This window comes from Shimia isoporae (assembly GCF_004346865.1).
Lineage (GTDB): Bacteria > Pseudomonadota > Alphaproteobacteria > Rhodobacterales > Rhodobacteraceae > Shimia > Shimia isoporae.
Map to the genome: position 1 here is coordinate 277,813 of NZ_SMGR01000003.1, position 18,674 is coordinate 296,486.

The following is an 18,674-nucleotide window of genomic DNA, read 5'->3' on the forward strand; positions in this document are numbered from 1 at the left end:
GAGCCATGATCAACAAAAAACGCCTCAAGTGGGCATTTGTCGCCACACTTGTGTGTGCCATTGTGATGCTGATCGAAGACGGTGGCGAAGCGCTGGGGTGGGTGTGGGTCGAAGAATGGGACGAGCTGCACGTCTGGGAATTCATGATTGTTGGACTGCTGATTGTGGCTGTGGTGATCCTGGGTATCGAAGTCCGGAACATGCAGCGCTATCAGGAAACGCTTGAAGACAAAATATCTCGCGCATCCGGAGCCTTTGAGGACCTTTTGGAGGCCTATTTCAACCAGTGGTCTTTCAGCGCTGCGGAACGCGACATTACACGCCTCATTCTCAAAGGCTGTTCCACAGCGGAAATCGCGGAAATCCGCAACTCCAAGGAAGGCACGGTCAAAGCGCAGACCAACTCGATCTACAAGAAATCGGGCTACGCCGGGAAAACCCAACTGCTGAGTGCGTTTCTTGAAGACCTCACCGACGGCGGTTCAGTCGCTGCAGTGGCAAATTGATCATCGAAACTTAAAAGTTCAATTGGCTCGCGCACGCACATGCGCGAGCCAGTTGCTCAATTCCCTTGTTCGCACCTTCGGAATCAGGCTGTCGGCCTGCCCTCCAAGACGCAGAGCGGCCTCCGGATCGTTGTCCGCAACCATCAAATGCGGCGTGAGATCTTCTCCGTCCCCAAAGACACTTCGCCCACCAGTGGAACCAGCAACATCCAGCGCAGTCATCTCCGGGTGGTATTGCACTCCCCAGAAATCCACTCCGCCAGCTTCAAATGCCATCGCCTGCACAGGTGAATGGGCGTTGCCGGCCAACAGAACGGCGCCGTCTGGCAGGCGCTGAACCTCATCGCGGTGCACACAGGGCACGCAATACCCGTCATCACGCCCCGCCATCATTGGGTGAAGCTTTCCGGCAACCGTCGGCGCGATGTCTTTCGCGAGCCCAACTTCCATGCCGTTTGGCGAGGCTCCGACGGCACCACCCAGCACCACCGCCGCCAATTGCAGTCCGTTGCAAGACCCCCAAACGGGACGACCGGTGTCAAACACTTGTGCCATCGACGCGCGAAGTGGCGCGGCTTCGTCCGCGTCGGTTGCCCAAGCCACGCCTGAGCCCGAGAAAACAACGCCGTCAATGCCATCCAGAGCATCTTCCCGCAGGGGAGCTGCATAGGGACATTCCACAACAATCCGACTCTCCGGCGCCAACCCTTGAAAAGCCCGAACAAACGGGACAGCACCAGACTTCCCCTTGGCCAGCAACTCAGGAGTGTTGCTTTCAATAATGAGAATCGAGGTCATGACAGCTCTCCCTTTTGAAGGCAGCTTACCAACTCGAGGGCATGGCAGTGGTCCGTTCGCGACACCGGCATGAAAAAGGGCGCCTATGGCGCCCCAAAGTCAACGGTTCAAACCGCCGTGCAACGTTGGCTGATCGAGGCTGGCAAAGCCGTAGTGGCGCAGCCAACGCAAGTCGCTGTCAAAGAAATCCCGAAGATCAGGAATGCCGTATTTCAGCATCGCCAACCGGTCGATACCGATACCAAAGGCAAAGCCCTGATACTCCTGCGGATCTATGCCGCCAGCTTCAAGAACCTTGGGGTGCACCATTCCGGAGCCCAAAACCTCAAGCCAATCATCGCCTTCGCCAACTTTAACTGTGCCGCCTTCCCAGCTGCACTGAATGTCGACTTCGGCAGATGGTTCGGTGAACGGGAAGTGGCTCGCACGGAAACGGGTTTTCACCTCGGTACCGAAGAAGGCAGTGAAAAACTCTTCCAGCACCCACTTCAGATTGGCCATTGAAATGTCCTTGCCCAAAGCAAGTCCCTCGACCTGATGGAACATCGGCGTATGGGTCTGGTCGTAGTCCGCACGGTACACGCGCCCCGGGCAGATAATGCGGATTGGCGCCCCGGTTTTTTCCATCGAACGGATCTGAACAGGGCTGGTGTGCGTGCGCAGAACATGCGGCGGGCGGTTATCGCCTTCGGCGCGATGAGTGTAGAACGTGTCCATCTCCGCACGCGCTGGGTGGTGCCCGGGAATGTTCAGGGCATCAAAGTTGTACCAGTCGGTTTCGATCTGGGGTCCCTCGGCCACCGAGAAGCCCATGTCGGCGAAAATCGCTGTAACCTCTTCGGTCACCTGACTGATCGGGTGGATCGATCCCACCCGACGGTTGCGGGCCGGCAAGGTCACATCCAACCACTCAGTTGCCAGGCGCGCGTCCAAAGCCGCATCGGCCAGTGCGACCTTTTTGGCGGCCAACGCAGAGTTGATCTCGTTCTTCAACGCGTTCAGCGCCGGACCGGCAACCTGACGCTCTTCTGGCGTCATCTTGCCGAGCTCGCGCATCTTCAGGCTAACTTCGCCTTTTTTGCCCACAGCTTGCAAACGCAGCTCTTCGAGAGTGGCCTCATCCGCCGCCGCGGCAATCGCTTCGATATATTTGGTGCGCAGATCGTCCATCGGGGCCCGTCCCAGCTAAGAAAATTACCGCAGACCTCCTACCACACGACCTTGCGATTGCAAGCGTTGAGGGAGGTCTACGGCAAAACCCGAACGGCCTACTTCCAGATTTCAGCGTCCACACCCCGAGCGATCTCGGGGTGATCGGCAATGTGGAACTCTGGTGTTTTGCCTGCGGCACGCTGCGCGCGATAGTCGTTCACCAGCCGGATCACAATCGGACTGAGGATGGCAAGCGCAAAGAGGTTCATGACAGCCATGATCGCAATGGCCGCATCTGCAGCGTTGAACACGACCGCCACAGTCTGCACCGAGCCCCAAAGCACAACCGCCATGACGCCCACGCGCAATACGGACATACGCGCGTTGGTCCCAAGCTTCAGATAGACCATGCCGCTTTCAGCATATCCGTAACACGCGATGATGGTTGTGAAGGCAAAGAGAAGAACCGCAATTGCGATAAAGTAGGACCCAAACGGCCCGAGGAAGTATTCCGCAGCTTTCTGTGTCATCACGATCCCCTCAAGCAAATTGCCATTGGCATCGACCATCTGGTGGGCGCCCGACACGATGATCATCACCGCAGTCGCGGTACAGACAAGGATGGTATCGACGAACACGCCAAACGCCTGCACAAAACCCTGGCTGACCGGATGGTGCGGCACCGGAGTGGCCGCCGCTGCGATGTTGGGCGCAGAGCCCATGCCCGCCTCGTTGGAGAACAGGCCGCGCTTTACGCCATTGAGCAGTGCCACCATCATACCGCCTGCGGCGCCGCCGGCCACTTCCTGAAGGCCGAACGCGCTACGGAATATTGACGTGAACACTTCGGGCAATTGACCGAGGTTGGTGAGCAGAACCCAAACCGCGACCAGCATGTAGATACCGGCCATGAAAGGGACGAGGATTTCGGCCACGCGCGAGATCGAACGGATGCCGCCAAAGATGACCAAGCCGGTCAGTGCCGCGATAATTAGACCCGACGCGATTGGCGGGATGCCGACGGAGCTCTCCATGGCTTGCGCAATCGAGTTCGACTGCACTGCGTTGATGATTAAACCGAAAGCAAAAATCAAACAGACCGCGAAAATCGTGCCTAGCCACGGCAGGTTCATACCGCGGGCGATGTAGAACGCGGGACCGCCACGGTAATTCCCCTGCGGGCCTTTGACCTTGTATAGCTGCGCCAGCGCACTCTCTGCCATTGCAGTCGCCATGCCCAGCATGGCCACAATCCACATCCAGAATATCGCGCCCGGACCACCGACACCGATTGCGACAGCAACACCTGCAAGGTTGCCGGTTCCAATTCGTGACGCGAGGCTGATTGCCAAAGCTTGAAACGGAGAAATTCCCGCTTTGTCGGCTTCATCGGTGCTCACGGTCAAACGCACCATTTCACCGAAATTGCGGAACTGCAGAAATCCGAACCGAACGGTAAAATAGATGCCCAGCCCCGTGAGCACATAAATCAGAACATGGCCCCAAAGCAGACCGTTAATAAAATCAATAATCGCCGTCATATCATGTCCCATTCTAGGCTGGCCGCCAGACCTTGCAAAATGCGCAGGCCGACCTTCTGCCAACCGGATTCGAATGAGATATTAACGATTTACCAATCAAGGAGGTAGCGACCACCGCACGGAATCGTTGGCAACTCCCGCCGAAGTTTTGGGAAGTTCAGCCAAAATCGGCGAACCTTTGCAGACCTCGGGAAAAACCGGCAGGCTTTAGCCGACCGCCAGAGCAAGTCGTGTCGGACTTACCGGACGCGCGGTCCGGCCATAGAACGCCGTTTGTTCTTTCAACTCCGGAAACAGTGCCAAAATTTCTTCTTTGGCCGCGATCTCAAGCCCGTCCAGCGCCATGGCGCCGGGATAGAAACTCTCGCTCTCTACGCCGTCCGCCTCAACAATCTGATGACTGTCAAACATCATGTGAAAGTATGTCACTTCGGGCATCTGCCGAAGTGCGATCCGGTCTCCATCGACCAACGCCTTCGCAGGCACAAAGATCTCTTCCTCGCCAAAAAACAACTCAGCCCGCCAACCGGTCAAAAGCATCCGATGGTTTTGTGAAACATAGTGCGTCCGCGACGCCCCCAGTGTTCCACGCGCGAACCGCACTGGCGCGAAATTACCGAACCCTGTCACCGTCCGACGCCCGATCCAGCGCAGAGGCAAAGGCCCGCAATCACGGGTATGGACCAGATCACCAGCGTTCAGGCTTTCAATCGGGCGTAGCCCGGCAGGTGTCCTGACGCGCGCTCCTGCCACAAAACATGCTAGACCGGTGTCGCCCGGATCAACCGTCTCATAAGTCAAAGTCCCCGGATTTGGCTGGTTGAACTGCAATGTCGTTGTGGTCGCTGTCGGCCAAACAAGTACCGGCAGATTTTCGGATGTAGCCCCTGCCGCGGCACCGTCCAGTGCCAGAATATTCTGCGTGCCGCCGCCAATGTCGTAGAAGTCTACGACCGTACCTGTCTCGGTGTTTGTCAGGGCGTAAGCTTCGTAGTTTCCATCGCTGCCTCCGTCCGGATCTGTAAGCAGGATTGGAAAATCATCAGCAGAAATAACGTAAATCGTCTCTCCGTTGTCCGGATCAACAGAGACCTGAACGTCAGGATGTGTCAGCGGGATCTCGATCCCGACGGTGCCGTCAGCTTGATAGAAACTGACCACAAAATCGTCGGGATCGTCACCACTCGCAAGCGCGACTTCGAGAAATTCGTTGATGCCCGACGTCCGGGCATACGCATTCGAATAGTGTAGCTCGCTGATACGCGCCATACATTTCCCTCACTAGATACCGAACCAACTCGGAAACAAAAAACACTCGTCCTCACCGCCCAATGTTCCGGCAAAATGGTGAATTTTGAGGAAAGGAATGTGGCGAAGTGGTGAACAAAACCTTGATGCGGTTGTATTTTTCAACCCTCGAGAGATCTCTCCACCTGGCCAGCTCTTCTGAAAATTGTAGAGGCCAAATCAAAAAAAGGCCGCCCCGAAGGAGCGGCCTTTTCTATTCTGTAAAGCGTGTCGCTTAAGCGGCCAGCGCGGCTTTCGCCTGATCTACGATCGCTGTGAACGCTTCTGGTTCGTGCACGGCCAGGTCGGCAAGAACTTTGCGGTCCACTTCGATGCCGGCCAGGTTCAGACCATTGATGAAGCGGCTGTATGTCAGCGCTTCGTCGTGCGCGCGAACGGCAGCGTTGATACGCTGAATCCACAGCGCACGGAAATTGCGCTTACGATTCTTGCGGTCGCGAGTTGCATACTGGTTCGCCTTGTCGACGGCCTGACGTGCTACCTTGAAGGTATTTTTACGACGGCCGTAGTAGCCTTTCGCGGCCTTGACGACTTTCTTGTGACGGGCGTGGGTTACGGTACCACCTTTAACGCGGGACATATCTCAATCTCCTCTTAGCGGTCGTAGGGCATGTAGCCCTTGACGATCTTTGCGTCGGGGGCGGACAGGGTCGTGGTGCCACGGGCGTCACGAATGAATTTTTTGGTGCGTTTGATCATGCCGTGGCGCTTACCAGCTTGGCCAGCAAGTACTTTACCGGTGGCAGTGACCTTGAAGCGCTTTTTGGCGCTCGACTTAGTCTTCATCTTAGGCATTTCCGTCTCCTTTGTATTCGGTCGGTGACTAACGCGACTCGGCATGCCTTTCAGGCCGGTCGCGCGAATAGAGGCGCCGTATAGTCCGCCTTGAATGACTCTGCAAGCGATTAATGCAAGATATGTGCGATCACCCGCACGATCACATTTGGCAACTCTGCAAGGCTGTATCGGCCGGGGTCCAGAATCCAGCCAGTCGCCAAAATCGCAGCAGCCAAAATAAACGCCGCCATCGCCTTGGTCGGGCGGCGTTCGTCTGCATATCCCGAAATCATCGCAGGGATCGAAAACAGCCCGATCAAGGCACCGATCGTAATCAGATAGTCTGTGGTCATTTGTAGAGTGCTGTCCCCGGCATTATCCGGGGCGCACGCTACTCTGCTTCCATGTTGAAAATCAAACGCTCATCGCAGGGCGCCACACGCAGAATGTTGGTGGTGCCCGGTACGTTGAACGGCAGACCGGCTGTCACAACGATCTGATCTTCATTGGTGGCATAGCCCAGATCGCGCGCGGCCCGCGCAGAAGCAACGACGGCCATCTTGAAGCGCGATACCTCGGACACAATCACACAGTTTGTGCCCCAGCTCAGCGCCAACCGGCGCGAGGTGCCGCGCAAAGAAGTCATCGCAATGATCGGAACACGCGGGCGCTCACGAGCGATCAACAAAGCGGTGGTACCGGACTGGCTGAAGCAGCAGATCGCAGCCACCTGAGTGGTTTCAGCAATCTCGCGCGCCGCAGCAACAATTGCATCTGCAACCCCCGAACGCGGCTGCGTCCGGCTTGCCTCGATGATCTCGCGGTACGTCGGATCGTTTTCCACTTCGATCGCAACGTTGTTCATCGTGGTTACCGCTTCGATCGGATACGCGCCTGCAGCCGACTCCGCCGACAGCATGATGGCATCGGAACCCTCATAGATCGCAGTTGCCACATCGCTGACTTCCGCGCGGGTCGGCATCGGGCTTTCGATCATGCTCTCCAGCATCTGCGTCGCAACAATCACCGGCTTGGCCACAGCACGGCATTTGCGCACCAGACGTTTCTGGATCGGCGGCACGGCACTGACGGGCAATTCCACACCCAGATCGCCGCGCGCCACCATGATACCGTCACTGGCCTTCAGGATTTCGTCAAAACTTTCGACTGCAGCAGGCTTTTCAATCTTGGACAAGATCGCCGCGCGGCCCTGTGCAAGGCCACGCGCCTCTTCCACATCTTCCGGACGTTGCACAAACGACAACGCAAGCCAGTCGACGCCAAGACCACAGACGAACTCCAGATCATCTCTGTCTTTTTCCGAGAGGGCTGCCAAGGGCAACACCACGTCAGGCACGTTAACGCCTTTACGGTTGGAAATAGTGCCGCCCGTCGTGACGACACAATTGGCGAAATCATCTCCGCAGCTTTCGACTTTCAGGCGGATCTTGCCATCATTCACAAGGAGGTTCGCGCCTTCTTTCAGAGCAGCAAAAATCTCGGGATGCGGCAGACAAACCCTGTTGATGTCGCCTTCTGCCTGATCAAGATCCAGACGGAATTTGGCACCCTCAACCAACTCTTCCTCGCCATTGGCAAAAACACCCACGCGCAACTTCGGTCCCTGAAGGTCCGCCAGAATAGCAATTGGGCTCTGCAGGTCTTTTTCCACCTGCCGAATAATACGATGCTTTTCGCGAATTTCTTCGTGACTGCCGTGGCTCATGTTCAGGCGGAACACGTCCGCTCCGGCCTCATGCAGTGCGCGGATCATGTCATACGTTTCTGACGCCGGACCCAGCGTCGCCACGATCTTCACGTTTCTCAGTCGTCTCATAAGTCTGTCTATCCCCGAACCGGCATCATGCCCCAACGGCAGGCTGCAATATCTTTTGGCTCCCCGATACTTGTTAACGCTAACAAAAGCAACATTGCCCTGCCGGATTTCCTTTCCATTTGTTCTGGACTACATCTGGTTCAAAGCAGTGACAGGCACATGACAATGACCCCCTTCACCATCTATGGCGCAGACCGTCCCTCTCGTTTTCTGATCACGGTGGACCATGCGTCCAACCATGTTCCCGAAGACATCAATGGCGGGGACCTCGGGATTGGCGCCGACAATATGTCCCGCCACATCGCTTTTGATGTTGGCGCTAAGGAAACCTCGCTGCACCTTGGAGAGTTGCTGGACGCACCGGTGATTTGTTCCAATTTCTCGCGTCTCGTGATCGATCCCAACCGAGGCATGGATGACCCGACACTGGTCATGCGTCTTTATGACGGCACCATCATCCCTGCGAACCGCCACGTGGACGATGCGGAAGTGGCCCGCCGCGTCAAAACGCTCTACCAGCCCTATCACGATGCGCTCGAGAGCCTTGCAGCGGCGCGTGACAATGTCATCGTGCTGGCCATGCACAGCTTTTCTCCGAAATTGAACGGTCGTGCCCCACGCCCCTGGGAAGTCGCAGTGCTTTATTCCCGCACCTATCAGGACTACAGCCACGCACTGTTGAAACGTCTGAGGCGAGAAAGCGATCTGACCGTGGGCGAAAACGAGCCCTACGACGGCCACCTGCCGGGCGACAGCATAGACCAGCACGCCCTTCGACAGGGTCGGCTGAACACGCTGATCGAACTGCGCAACGACGAAATCGCGGATGCCAAAGGCCAGAAGGCTTGGGCTGAACGCCTCGCCCCGATCCTCACCGACGCACTGGCGGAAAGCGGCCAGTAAGTCGCGATATCGGCGCGGCATTTCTTGCGGCATCACCGCCCAATCCCCATATATTGAATGATCTTAATGAGCTACGCCAGAAAGGAGGCAGCCCATGACACTCGCAACCCTGACAGCCTTCTTCGGATGGATGACGGTGATCCATTTCGCCGCCCTGATCCTTGCCGCCATCGTGATCTACGGCCTTGGCGACTGGGCCACCGGCCTTCACGCGCGCATGTTTAATCTCAAACAGGACGCCGTGCGCCAGACCTACTACAACTGGCTTGGCACCTACAAACTGCTGATCTTCGTCTTTGCCCTGGTGCCCTGGCTGGCGCTCAAGATTATGTGACGCAGTTGTCCCTGACCGTTTGGGTTGCTACCTCTGTCGCAACTCATTCGCCGGAGGACACCATGGACAAGCAAACACAAATTGAACTCGAAGCCGCCGCTTTCCGCACCCTGCGTGAACACCTGATGGAAAAACGGACCGACGTGCAAAACATCGACATGATGAATCTCGCCGGTTTCTGCCGCAATTGCCTCAGCCGCTGGTATCAGGAAGCCGCGAATGAACGCGGCATTGAAATGGACAAGAACCAGGCCCGGGAAATTTTCTACGGCATGACCATGGACGAGTGGAAGGCGAATTATCAGACTGACGCCAGCCCTGAAAAACAGGCCGAATTCGAGATCGCATTCAAGGAAAACGTTGGCGATAAAGGCTGATCACCGAACACATTGCGGCCACAATTGCCGCAATTGTTTCCAATTTAGCTCCAATTGTCGGTAAATTTCGCGTTCATTTTCTGCCCAAACAGAAAGTTCTAGGGCAGTAACATGATTGGCTTTTTGGCACTTGCAACCGTGGTGGGCGGCAGCGTTCTTATTTCTTCGCTGCAGGCAGATGACGACTTCGAAGACTTTTCCGAAGACACCTCTCAAGAAGACAATGGCGAAAGCGAACAAGCCGCTTTTGGCGGTGGGGATGGCATGATGCCGCTGGATGGCGGCCCCTTTGACCTGCGCGAAGCGGACCCCGCAGGCCCCGGCGGCGGAGAAGCCCAGTTACTGACAGGTAACGACAGCGATGACATCCTTCTCAGCGGCAGCGGCGACGACACAGTGTCCGGAGGCGCAGGCGCCGACCGCATCGCAATGGGCAGCGGCAACGACTACTACGGCACTCAAGGCACTGATGAACTCGGCAACGACACTGTACGCGGTGGCGAGGGCAATGACGTTCTCGTGGATACGAAGGGGGCGGACACGCTCTACGGCGGCCTCGGACACGACACGCTGGTCGGCGCACAAAGCGGTGTTCTCGATGCCGAGGCCGATCTGCTCGGCGGCGGTTACGGCCATGATGTGATTTTCGGCGACAACGGCGACACCATCAACGGCGGCCATGGCAACGACACTTTTGGCATCGGCTTCACCTTTGGCGAAGGCTACGAGCCAGTAACCATCTCCGACTTTGATGCTGCGACCGAAGCGCTGACACTCGCCGTGTCTGGCGACATGATCCAGGACAGCCTTGAGTGGTCCGTCAACTTTGACGCCGCCACGGGCATTGCAACAGTGGATATCTGGGGCAATGAGGACACTGGAAGCGGCCCCGTTGGCGTAGCGCCCGAAACTGTGCTTGTCCTTGAAAACATGACCGCAGACAGCGTCGCGGCCATGAATGTCTTGTTTGCTGACAGCCTGACGTCGGTTTCGGCTGTACCTGCTGCACCGGCCGAGATTGGGCTGTCGGACGCCGCTGACAATTATGTTGGCACTGACGGCTCGGATACCATCAGCGGCAAAGGCGGCAACGACACAATCGATGGTTCAGCTGGCAACGACACCCTTTCCGGTGGCCAAGGCAACGACAGCTTGAGCGGTGGCGTAGATGCAGATCGCGTGGCGGGTGGTGACAACAACGACACCATCAGTGGCGGTGCGGGCGACGATACGATTGTGGCTGGCGAAGGCGACGATTTCTACGGATTTGACGGCTCGGCAACCACAGCCGAAAGCGGCAATGACATCGTGCGTGGCGGTGGCGGCAACGACTGGTTGCAGGATGCCGAAGGTGCCGACACGCTCTACGGCGGACTTGGAAACGATACGGTATCCGGTGCAGACGTTGACGTACTCGACACGGAAGCTGACATCGTCAGCGGCGGCTATGGCAACGACGTGGTTGTCGGTGACAACGGGGACACCCTGATCGGTGGCGAAGGCGAAGACAGCTTCGGCATCGGATTTGACTTTGGTGCCGGCTACGAAGCGGTCACGATCACCGATCTGGACCCTGCAAACGAGGCGCTGACCATCGCGATTGCGAGTGACGCGGCGGTCGACAACATGAACTGGTCCGCTGGCTTTGACGCCGCCACCGGCGTTGCCACGATTAGTATCTGGGGCACAGAAGACCACGGCGCAGGCCCTGTTGCCGTCGCTCCGGAAACGGCTCTGATTTTGGAGAACATGACCGCGGAAGGTGTCGCAGCCCTTTCCATCGCCTTTAGTTACTGACCCGGATTTCCGGACCTCTCCAAGTCCCGACGTGCGACAATTTACTGACCAGCAAACCTGCTGGTTCCCAAGCGGAAACGGCCAGGCCGACGCCGACCCAGCCATACCGCTTGTCAAGTTGCAACAACTCGAGGCTTTGTAGGTCCAAAGCGTCTCCTGTTCCCGCATCCGGTCCTCAAGCAAGACTGTTGGCATTTTCTCCCCGCTCCGGCTAGGAAAAGCGCAATCGGCGCAAAGACAGCCGAAACCACATGGGGGACATCATGAAAGTTCAGGGCCTGATACTGGTCGCCGCCGCCCTTCTGGCGCCATTTCTCTGGTGGACGTCCATTGCACAGGGGCGTGACGGCGTCGCTCTTTTTAGCCAATACCTCGGCCTGATGGCGCTGATTGCCATGGCGTTCAGTCATTTGATTGCCACGCGCTGGCCCGGCGTCGAAATGGTTTTTGGCCCAATGGACCAATCCTATCGCTTGCACAAATGGCTTGGCATTGGTGCGATGGTTGCCATTTTGCTGCACGATACGATCGATGCTGAAATGCGAGGTCTGGGGCGTGAAACCGCTTTGGTGGAGTTGGCAGAAACGCTCGGGGAAATAAGCCTTTATGGCCTCCTGATCCTGGTTGTGATCACGATTGCAACGTTCATTCCCTACCATCTTTGGAAATGGACCCACCGCTTCATCGGCATCTTCTTCCTGTTCGGGGCCTTTCACTACCTCTTCATCCTGAAGCCCTTCAAAAACGGCGATCCACTGGGCCTTTATATGTACGTGGTCTGCGGCATCGGCACGTTGGCTTACTTCTGGACCTCTGCGCCGCGCGGCTGGCGCCCGCGCCGCAAGTACGAGATCGCCAAGATTACATCCTATGGTGACGCCATCGCGGTCGACCTTGCCCCCAAAGGCCGTCCCCTGCGCCACCGCGCCGGCCAATTCGCCTTCTTCCGTTTCTCTGGCGCAAACCTGAACGAGCCGCACCCCTTCACCATCTCCAGCGCCCCTGAAATCACAGGCGCCCTCCGCCTCACCGTAGCGCCACTCGGTGACCTAACAGCGCGTGTATCCCGCGCACTGGCAGAGGGTCAGGCGGTAGAAGTAGATGGTCCCTACGGCCACTTCGGCCGCGCCAAAGGCCCGCAGGTCTGGATCGGTGCAGGCATCGGTATCACGCCGTTTGTCGCGCTTGCGCAAGCCCTTCCGAAGGACACGCCTCCGGTCACATTGATCTACTGTCTGCGCGACTCTGCTGACGCCCCGCACCTTGCCGAGTTGCAAGCCATCGCAGCCGACAACGCCGCTTTCGAATTGATCCTTTGGATCAGCCCGGAGCGGGGACGGCTCTCGGCAAAAGCCTTGTCCGAAACACTTCCTGATCTGGGCAACCGCAAGGTTTTGTTCTGCGGCCCAACCACAATGCAGCGCGCCCTATCAAGGGACCTGCCAGCAGAAGGCGTTCCCCAGAGAAACTTCCATTTCGAAGCCTTTGAAATCCGCACGGGTATCGGCATTCGCCGGTTTGCCGAATGGCTCTGGCAACGTCGCGAGGAGCGCAAAGCCTGAGCAAATAGTTTTCTCTACAAACAAAAAAGGCGGGGCTCGGACCCCGCCTTTTTTGTTTATCAAGTCTGAAGTCAGATCGCCGCCTTCAGGCTCTCTTCCAGATAAATCTCGCGCAGACGCGTGGCAATCGGCCCCGGTGTACCATTCCCCAGCGCCACGCCGTCGATCTCCACAACCGGCATCACAAAGGCACTGGCTGAAGTCGTAAACGCCTCATCCGCACCCTGCGCTTCCTCGATGGTGAACAAACGCTCTTCGACCTTAAGCTGCGCTTCAGCGGCCATCCGCAGCACCGCTTTGCGGGTGATCCCATGCAGGATGTCGTTGCTCAGCGGTCGCGTCACGATCACGCCGTCTTTCACAAAATAGGCGTTGTTGGATGTGCCTTCCGTGACGTGACCGTCTTCCACCAGCCACGCATCGTCACATCCGGCTTTCTTGGCCATCATCTTGCCCATGGACGGATAAAGCAGTTGCACGGTCTTGATGTCACGACGCCCCCAGCGAATATCCTCAATCGAGATAATTTTCGCGCCCTTCTTGGCGGCAGGGCTGTCCGCAAGGCCCGGCTTGTTCTGGGTGAAAAGCACAATCGACGGCGGGGTGTCCTCGGAGGGGAAAACGAAATCACGGTCCCCATCGGACCCGCGTGTGACCTGAAGGTACACAAGCCCTTCGACAATGCCGTTGACCTCAACCAGCTTGCGGTGGATTTCCAGCAGTTCTTCCTTGCTGCAAGGCTCCGCCATATCCAATTCATCAAGAGACCGTTTCAGACGCACCGCATGGCCTTCAAAATCGATCAACTTGCCATCAAGAACAGACGTCACCTCATAGACCGCGTCCGCCATCAGGAACCCACGGTCGAAAATCGAAATCTTGGCGTCTTCTTCCGGCAGGTACTCGCCATTGACGTAAACAGTACGGCTCATTCTAGTCTCCTCAACCCCAAAGCGCCGCGCTCGGCGGATGCACTCCGGCTTCATCAAAAATCAGTGGTTGGTCACGGTCTTCTGCCAACAAAAGCGGTCCGTCAAGGTCTGTTACCATCGCACCCTGTGCAACCAGCGTTGCCGGTGCCATGGCCAGTGAACTCCCGACCATACAGCCGACCATAATCTTATAGCCTTCCGCCAGTGCCGCTTCCCGCAGTTTCAAAGCTTCGGTAAGGCCCCCCGTCTTGTCGAGCTTGATATTCACCACATCGTATTTGCCCTTGAGCTTGGACAAGGTAGAGCAATCATGTGCACTTTCGTCCGCGCAGACAGGAACCGGGCGCTCCATGCCGATCAAGGCCTCGTCGTCCCCTGCGGGCAAAGGCTGTTCAACCAGTGCCACCCCGAGCCGAACAAGATGCGGCGCAAGGTCTGCATAAACTTCTGCAGACCAACCTTCGTTGGCATCAACTATGATTGTTGATTTCGGTGCACCAGCCCGTACGGCCTCGAGCCGGGGCATGTCATCAGGCGTGCCCAGTTTGATTTTCAGCAAGGGGCGATGCGCGTTTTTGGCCGCCTGCGCCTGCATTTCCGCCGGTTCTGCCAGCGACAGGGTGTAGGCCGTTATTTCCGGCCGCGGCGCCGGTAGACCCGCCAGATCCCACGCCCGTTTTCCAGCCTTTTTACACTCCAGATCCCAAAGCGCGCAGTCTACAGCATTTCGAGCAGCGCCAGCCGGCAACAGATCATAAAGCGCCGCACGATCAATTAACCCGCTCAATCCGTTGATCTCGGCTGTCACGCTTTCCAGCGTTTCTCCGTACCGCGCATAGGGTACGCATTCACCCCAGCCGACTTGCCCGCCGTCCTCGACTTGGACAGTCAGCACTTTTGCTTCGGTGCGGGACCCACGTGAAATGGTGAAAACCTGTGCCAGCTTGAACACATCGGGGGTGACGGTGATCTGCATGTCTGCCCTTTCTTACCGACTGGGGTGTCGGCGTTGCCCGCGACCCTGCGAGCGTCGTAAGCGCGAGAGAGTCGGGACGCGATTGCGTTTCTCACAAAGTTGGTGAGCGACGGGATGGTGCGAATGCGCCGGCACAGGCAGGCGCGTTCGACAATTACAACGCCTCGAGCGCATCCACCAGCTTGCCAGCGCCAAACCGGAACGGATCTGTGGTCGGCAGGCCCATCTCGGCCTCTACCTTGTCCAAGTACGCCTTGGCTTCTTCCTCACCCAGATGCTGCGTATTCACCGATACGCCAACCACCTGACAGTCAGGATTGGCCACTTTGGCCATTGGAAGAGCTGCATCACGCAACGCCTGAAGCGAAGGCAAGTCATACTCCGGCAGTCCACGCATGTGCGAGCGTGTCGGCTCATGTGCCAGAATAAGCGCGTCTGGCTGCCCCCCATGGATCAGAGCCATAGTCACACCGGAATAGGATACGTGAAACAACGAACCCTGCCCCTCGATGTGGTCCCAGTGATCTGCGTCATTGTCGGGCGTAAGATACTCTACGGAGCCAGCCATGAAATCCGCGATCACTGCATCCAGCGGCACACCGTCACCTGTCACCAAAATGCCGGTCTGCCCGGTCGCGCGGAACGTGGACTTCATTCCCCGTTTGCGCATCTCGGCATCCATGCAAAGCGCCGTATACATCTTGCCGACTGAACAGTCGGTCCCGACCGCAAGACAACGTTTGCCGGTGCGTTTCTTGCCATTGGCAATAGGGTAATCCACTTCCGGGATGCGCACGTCGTGCAACTCGCGGCCGGTCGCTTCGGCCACGGCCACCAGATCCGGCTCGTCGCGCAACAGGTTATGCAGGCCCGATGCCAGATCAAAACCTTCTTCCAGTGCCATCACCAGCACTTTCTTCCACTCTTGAGAAATAACGCCGCCTCTGTTGGCGACCCCGATCACCAGCGTTTTAGCGCCCGCTTCACGGGCTTCAACGAGGGTCATGTCAGTGAGACCCATGTCTGCCTTGCAGCCCTCCATTCGGAACTGCCCGACAGCATTGTCAGGACGCCAGTCCTTGATGCCTTGTGCCACTTTTGCGGCCAATTGATCCGGCGCATCGCCGAGAAACAAAAGATACGGAGTCTTGATCATCGCGCGTCCCTTCAAACATCCCCAAGTAAGCTTTGTTGACCTATATTTGCCCACGCATCGCGCAAATTCCTTGTGAAGCTCCCAAGAAAACCTCATGACTTCGAAGATTATTCCACATCTGTCCTTATTCACGGGAAATTCTTGCTTGCATCTCGGGATTCCTCCCGAATCTCCCAAAACCCCGCCGCAACGCAGCGTTTTATGCCGCAGGCGCGAAAAACGCCTTGCGATCCGCGGCGCAACTTCCTAACACTTCACGCAAGCCAGACGTAATTTCCTTACCGAGAGACCTGACATGAGCTTCCGCATCCAACCCGCCGCTCCGGCCCGCCCGAACCGTTGCCAACTCTTTGGCCCGGCATCCAACACCAAGCTGTTCGCCAAAATGGCTGCTTCGGCTGCGGATGTGATCAACATCGATCTTGAGGACTCAGTGGCGCCGTCCGACAAAGACATGGCGCGAGCCAATGCGATCGAGGCGATCAACACGATCGACTGGGGTAAAAAAACATTGTCCGTACGCATCAACGGCCTGGATACCCCCTACTGGTATCGCGACGTTGTTGACCTGATGGAGCAGGCAGGTGAACGCCTCGACCAGATCATGATCCCCAAAGTGGGTTGCGCCGAAGACATCTATGCTGTCGATGCTCTCGTCACGGCCATCGAAGCTGCAAAAGGCCGTTCCAAACGCATCGCGTTCGAAGTGATCATCGAATCCGCTGCCGGCATTGCCCATGTTGAGGCGATCGCAGCTGCCTCTCCCCGCCTGGAAGCCATGAGTCTCGGCGCTGCGGACTTTGCAGCCTCGATGGGAATGCAAACCACAGGCATCGGCGGAACTCAGGAAAACTACTACATGCTGCACGACGGCCAGAAACACTGGTCCGACCCGTGGCATTGGGCACAAGCCGCTATCGTTGCCGCCTGCCGCACCCATGGGGTTCTGCCAGTTGACGGCCCGTTCGGTGATTTCTCGGATGACGAAGGCTACATCGCCCAAGCCAAACGCTCCGCGACGCTGGGCATGGTAGGGAAATGGGCCATTCACCCGAAGCAAATCGCGCTGGCAAACGAAGTTTTCACTCCCTCCGAGGAAGCCGTCAGCGAGGCCCGTGAAATCCTTGCTGCGATGGAACAAGCCAAAGCCAACGGCGAAGGCGCCACTGTCTACAAAGGCCGCCTGGTCGACATCGCATCCATCAAACAGGCCGAAGTGATTGTTGCACAGGCTGAATTGATCGCCGCCGGATAACCTCGGCCTGTCGCCATGTACCCCAAGCTCCCGCAGTTCACGCGGGAGCTTTTTTTGTTTTTGAGCCCCAAGGACCAACGGCCTTCGCCACACTTGCCCGCGTCCCCTACCTGAGGCACTCTCGTAACTGGAGGAGATAGGCCCGTTTTGCACAGACAAATCTGGCCCGACCGGACCGCGCCATGCTTTGGGAGGAGAGTGCCATGACGTCCGAACGCACGGATGCTGCCAAACAGGACGAACTTGCCCCGCGAAAACCTGCCTTGATCCATGTGAACAAGGTGACGTCTGCCGATATCAAGGCATCGCTCAAGGCCGGATTTGCCGACTTTCTGGCGCGTCCCTTCATGAGCGGCTTTTTCGGATTGTTTTACGCGGTTTTCGGCATCCTGTTTGTCTGGAGCTTGGTCTGGCTCAACAAGATCTGGATGATCATCCCGGCCGTCGTCGGCTTTCCGCTGGTTGCGCCATTTGCTGCCGCCGGCCTTTATGAAATGTCGCGCCGTTTACAGAACGGCGAAAGTTTCGGCTGGGCACAAATCCTCACGGTCATGGCCGACCAGCGCAAACGTGAAATGGGCTGGATGGCCTTTGTCACTCTGTTCATTTTCTGGGTCTGGATTTATCAGGTCAGACTGTGGCTTGCGATCATCCTGCAGGACGCATCGTTCTCCGATTTCGACGGGTTCCTGAACACTGTTTTCTTTACACCAGAAGGCTGGATATTCCTCGCTATTGGCACCTGCGTCGGAATGTTCCTGTGTGCAGTCCTTTTTTCTGCAACCGTCGTCGCCATGCCGCTTCTGCTGGACCGCGAAATCGACTTTGTGACCGCGATGATCACGTCTCTAAGGGTGGTTACTGAAAACCCCATTGTCATGCTGTCTTGGGCCGCAATCATCGCTGTCACCATGCTCGTGTCGCTGATGCCTGCATTTCTTGGACTGATCTTCACCTTGCCTATTCTGGGTCACACGACTTGGCATCTTTACCAGCGGGCCGTGCCTCCGTCAGAGGAGTGAACCGTCTGGACCGATCTGTGCCATTCAAAGGATCAGCCACCAAAGAGCACCGCGTGCATTGCGCGCCCCGGCAAGAGCGTAAACCCGCCAGTAACGACCAACGCGAGGAGAAACAGCGATCGCATAATACTGCGATGCCGTCGCATGTCTCCCTGACGGGCCGCGCGAATCCCAAGATACAGGCTGGCTAATGTGACCGGTATCAACAAATGAATCGGCGAATACAGGCCCCAAAGGCGGATCTCGTGGATAAATACCGCGGTCAAGGACGTCCCGAGCATCAACACGGCCCAGATATAGCCCATGAAGCGATGGGCACGCGTGCCTTTGACGGCAATCAGTTGAACCACGCCAAGTGCCAGAGCAGCGAGCGCCATGACAGCATGATAGGGAATTGGGAGCGCTTCGGCCCAAAGGGTCGTGAAATCAGGCATACACAAT

General features: G+C 57.2%; 20 protein-coding genes. 8 read left to right on the forward strand and 12 right to left on the reverse strand.

The annotated features are described in order from the left end of the window. Positions 1-5 precede the first annotated feature (5 nt). On the forward strand, positions 6-506 hold the full coding sequence (locus BXY66_RS15700; RefSeq protein WP_165929209.1) for a helix-turn-helix transcriptional regulator: 501 nt from the start codon (positions 6-8) through the stop codon (positions 504-506). Positions 507-524: 18 nt separating this feature from the next. Here BXY66_RS15700 and BXY66_RS15705 read toward each other — a convergent pair whose 3' ends face one another. The 8 genes from BXY66_RS15705 to pyk all read right to left on the reverse strand — a co-directional run bounded on the left by BXY66_RS15705 (position 525) and on the right by pyk (position 7,919). Next, positions 525-1,304 (reverse strand): type 1 glutamine amidotransferase, encoded by a 780-nt coding sequence (locus tag BXY66_RS15705; protein WP_132861335.1) that lies wholly within the window; start codon positions 1,302-1,304, stop codon positions 525-527. Between the two features lie 99 nt (positions 1,305-1,403). Beyond that, complete coding sequence (gene pheS / locus BXY66_RS15710; protein WP_132861336.1) at positions 1,404-2,474, reverse strand: phenylalanine--tRNA ligase subunit alpha; 1,071 nt, start codon at positions 2,472-2,474, stop codon at positions 1,404-1,406. A gap of 98 nt (positions 2,475-2,572) precedes the next feature. Beyond that, positions 2,573-3,997 carry an alanine/glycine:cation symporter family protein gene (locus tag BXY66_RS15715; protein ID WP_132861337.1) on the reverse strand — a complete coding sequence of 475 codons (1,425 nt, stop codon included), beginning with the start codon at positions 3,995-3,997 and terminating at the stop codon, positions 2,573-2,575. Between the two features lie 207 nt (positions 3,998-4,204). Next, positions 4,205-5,266 (reverse strand): Hint domain-containing protein, encoded by a 1,062-nt coding sequence (locus tag BXY66_RS15720; protein WP_132861338.1) that lies wholly within the window; start codon positions 5,264-5,266, stop codon positions 4,205-4,207. Between the two features lie 253 nt (positions 5,267-5,519). Then, complete coding sequence (gene rplT / locus BXY66_RS15725; RefSeq protein WP_132861339.1) at positions 5,520-5,885, reverse strand: 50S ribosomal protein L20; 366 nt, start codon at positions 5,883-5,885, stop codon at positions 5,520-5,522. Between the two features lie 14 nt (positions 5,886-5,899). Further along, entirely contained in the window at positions 5,900-6,100 is a 201-nt protein-coding gene (rpmI, locus tag BXY66_RS15730) for a 50S ribosomal protein L35 (RefSeq protein ID WP_055187494.1), read from the reverse strand. A 110-nt stretch (positions 6,101-6,210) separates the two neighbouring features. Further along, a complete protein-coding gene (locus BXY66_RS15735; protein WP_132861340.1) occupies positions 6,211-6,435 on the reverse strand; it encodes a hypothetical protein in 225 nt (74 codons plus the stop codon). A gap of 38 nt (positions 6,436-6,473) precedes the next feature. Further along, positions 6,474-7,919 (reverse strand): pyruvate kinase, encoded by a 1,446-nt coding sequence (gene pyk / locus BXY66_RS15740; RefSeq protein ID WP_132861341.1) that lies wholly within the window; start codon positions 7,917-7,919, stop codon positions 6,474-6,476. Positions 7,920-8,084: 165 nt separating this feature from the next. Here pyk and BXY66_RS15745 point away from each other — a divergent pair, with 165 nt between their 5' ends. From BXY66_RS15745 to BXY66_RS15765, 5 genes are all read left to right on the forward strand, one after another. Continuing rightward, the gene (locus BXY66_RS15745) at positions 8,085-8,822 is read left to right on the forward strand and encodes an N-formylglutamate amidohydrolase (protein ID WP_165929226.1); all 738 of its coding nucleotides are present in this window, start codon (positions 8,085-8,087) and stop codon (positions 8,820-8,822) included. A gap of 94 nt (positions 8,823-8,916) precedes the next feature. After that, a complete protein-coding gene (locus tag BXY66_RS15750; protein WP_132861343.1) occupies positions 8,917-9,156 on the forward strand; it encodes a DUF6868 family protein in 240 nt (79 codons plus the stop codon). Positions 9,157-9,218: 62 nt separating this feature from the next. Beyond that, positions 9,219-9,533, forward strand: a complete 315-nt coding sequence (locus BXY66_RS15755; RefSeq protein ID WP_132861344.1) for a DUF1244 domain-containing protein — start codon at positions 9,219-9,221, stop codon at positions 9,531-9,533. Between the two features lie 111 nt (positions 9,534-9,644). After that, positions 9,645-11,330, forward strand: coding sequence for a calcium-binding protein (locus BXY66_RS15760; protein WP_132861345.1), 1,686 nt, complete (start codon positions 9,645-9,647; stop codon positions 11,328-11,330). A 251-nt stretch (positions 11,331-11,581) separates the two neighbouring features. Then, positions 11,582-12,892 (forward strand): ferredoxin reductase family protein, encoded by a 1,311-nt coding sequence (locus BXY66_RS15765; protein ID WP_132861346.1) that lies wholly within the window; start codon positions 11,582-11,584, stop codon positions 12,890-12,892. Between the two features lie 71 nt (positions 12,893-12,963). Here BXY66_RS15765 and BXY66_RS15770 read toward each other — a convergent pair whose 3' ends face one another. The 3 genes from BXY66_RS15770 to dgcN all read right to left on the reverse strand — a co-directional run bounded on the left by BXY66_RS15770 (position 12,964) and on the right by dgcN (position 15,956). Then, positions 12,964-13,824 (reverse strand): D-amino-acid transaminase, encoded by an 861-nt coding sequence (locus BXY66_RS15770; protein ID WP_132861347.1) that lies wholly within the window; start codon positions 13,822-13,824, stop codon positions 12,964-12,966. Between the two features lie 10 nt (positions 13,825-13,834). Next, entirely contained in the window at positions 13,835-14,800 is a 966-nt protein-coding gene (dgcA, locus tag BXY66_RS15775) for an N-acetyl-D-Glu racemase DgcA (protein WP_132861348.1), read from the reverse strand. Positions 14,801-14,954: 154 nt separating this feature from the next. Beyond that, positions 14,955-15,956: an N-acetyltransferase DgcN gene (dgcN, locus tag BXY66_RS15780; RefSeq protein WP_132861349.1), complete on the reverse strand. Its 1,002-nt coding sequence runs from the start codon at positions 15,954-15,956 to the stop codon at positions 14,955-14,957. 295 nt (positions 15,957-16,251) lie between these two features. On the opposite strand from dgcN, the gene BXY66_RS15785 reads away from it, so the two are divergent. Further along, positions 16,252-17,211 (forward strand): L-malyl-CoA/beta-methylmalyl-CoA lyase, encoded by a 960-nt coding sequence (locus BXY66_RS15785; RefSeq protein WP_132861350.1) that lies wholly within the window; start codon positions 16,252-16,254, stop codon positions 17,209-17,211. A gap of 203 nt (positions 17,212-17,414) precedes the next feature. Next, complete coding sequence (locus BXY66_RS15790; protein WP_132861351.1) at positions 17,415-18,233, forward strand: DUF2189 domain-containing protein; 819 nt, start codon at positions 17,415-17,417, stop codon at positions 18,231-18,233. 32 nt (positions 18,234-18,265) lie between these two features. On the opposite strand, the gene BXY66_RS15795 is transcribed toward BXY66_RS15790, so the two are convergent. Continuing rightward, a complete protein-coding gene (locus BXY66_RS15795; protein ID WP_132861352.1) occupies positions 18,266-18,667 on the reverse strand; it encodes a DUF2306 domain-containing protein in 402 nt (133 codons plus the stop codon). Between the last annotated feature and the right edge of the window lie 7 nt (positions 18,668-18,674).

What these genes read in the sequence shown, in the direction of transcription:
- pheS (WP_132861336.1), bottom strand. Translation starts at nt 2,474, where the DNA reads ATGGACGATCTGCGCACCAAATATATCGAAGCGATTGCCGCGGCGGCG.
- dgcN (WP_132861349.1), bottom strand. Translation starts at nt 15,956, where the DNA reads ATGATCAAGACTCCGTATCTTTTGTTTCTCGGCGATGCGCCGGATCAA.
- pyk (WP_132861341.1), bottom strand. Translation starts at nt 7,919, where the DNA reads ATGAGACGACTGAGAAACGTGAAGATCGTGGCGACGCTGGGTCCGGCG.
- rplT (WP_132861339.1), bottom strand. Translation starts at nt 5,885, where the DNA reads ATGTCCCGCGTTAAAGGTGGTACCGTAACCCACGCCCGTCACAAGAAA.
- BXY66_RS15755 (WP_132861344.1), top strand. Translation starts at nt 9,219, where the DNA reads ATGGACAAGCAAACACAAATTGAACTCGAAGCCGCCGCTTTCCGCACC.
- BXY66_RS15760 (WP_132861345.1), top strand. Translation starts at nt 9,645, where the DNA reads ATGATTGGCTTTTTGGCACTTGCAACCGTGGTGGGCGGCAGCGTTCTT.
- BXY66_RS15745 (WP_165929226.1), top strand. Translation starts at nt 8,085, where the DNA reads ATGACCCCCTTCACCATCTATGGCGCAGACCGTCCCTCTCGTTTTCTG.
- BXY66_RS15770 (WP_132861347.1), bottom strand. Translation starts at nt 13,824, where the DNA reads ATGAGCCGTACTGTTTACGTCAATGGCGAGTACCTGCCGGAAGAAGAC.
- BXY66_RS15735 (WP_132861340.1), bottom strand. Translation starts at nt 6,435, where the DNA reads ATGACCACAGACTATCTGATTACGATCGGTGCCTTGATCGGGCTGTTT.
- BXY66_RS15785 (WP_132861350.1), top strand. Translation starts at nt 16,252, where the DNA reads ATGAGCTTCCGCATCCAACCCGCCGCTCCGGCCCGCCCGAACCGTTGC.
- dgcA (WP_132861348.1), bottom strand. Translation starts at nt 14,800, where the DNA reads ATGCAGATCACCGTCACCCCCGATGTGTTCAAGCTGGCACAGGTTTTC.
- BXY66_RS15750 (WP_132861343.1), top strand. Translation starts at nt 8,917, where the DNA reads ATGACACTCGCAACCCTGACAGCCTTCTTCGGATGGATGACGGTGATC.
- BXY66_RS15720 (WP_132861338.1), bottom strand. Translation starts at nt 5,266, where the DNA reads ATGGCGCGTATCAGCGAGCTACACTATTCGAATGCGTATGCCCGGACG.
- BXY66_RS15790 (WP_132861351.1), top strand. Translation starts at nt 17,415, where the DNA reads ATGACGTCCGAACGCACGGATGCTGCCAAACAGGACGAACTTGCCCCG.
- BXY66_RS15715 (WP_132861337.1), bottom strand. Translation starts at nt 3,997, where the DNA reads ATGACGGCGATTATTGATTTTATTAACGGTCTGCTTTGGGGCCATGTT.
- BXY66_RS15765 (WP_132861346.1), top strand. Translation starts at nt 11,582, where the DNA reads ATGGGGGACATCATGAAAGTTCAGGGCCTGATACTGGTCGCCGCCGCC.
- rpmI (WP_055187494.1), bottom strand. Translation starts at nt 6,100, where the DNA reads ATGCCTAAGATGAAGACTAAGTCGAGCGCCAAAAAGCGCTTCAAGGTC.
- BXY66_RS15705 (WP_132861335.1), bottom strand. Translation starts at nt 1,304, where the DNA reads ATGACCTCGATTCTCATTATTGAAAGCAACACTCCTGAGTTGCTGGCC.
- BXY66_RS15795 (WP_132861352.1), bottom strand. Translation starts at nt 18,667, where the DNA reads ATGCCTGATTTCACGACCCTTTGGGCCGAAGCGCTCCCAATTCCCTAT.
- BXY66_RS15700 (WP_165929209.1), top strand. Translation starts at nt 6, where the DNA reads ATGATCAACAAAAAACGCCTCAAGTGGGCATTTGTCGCCACACTTGTG.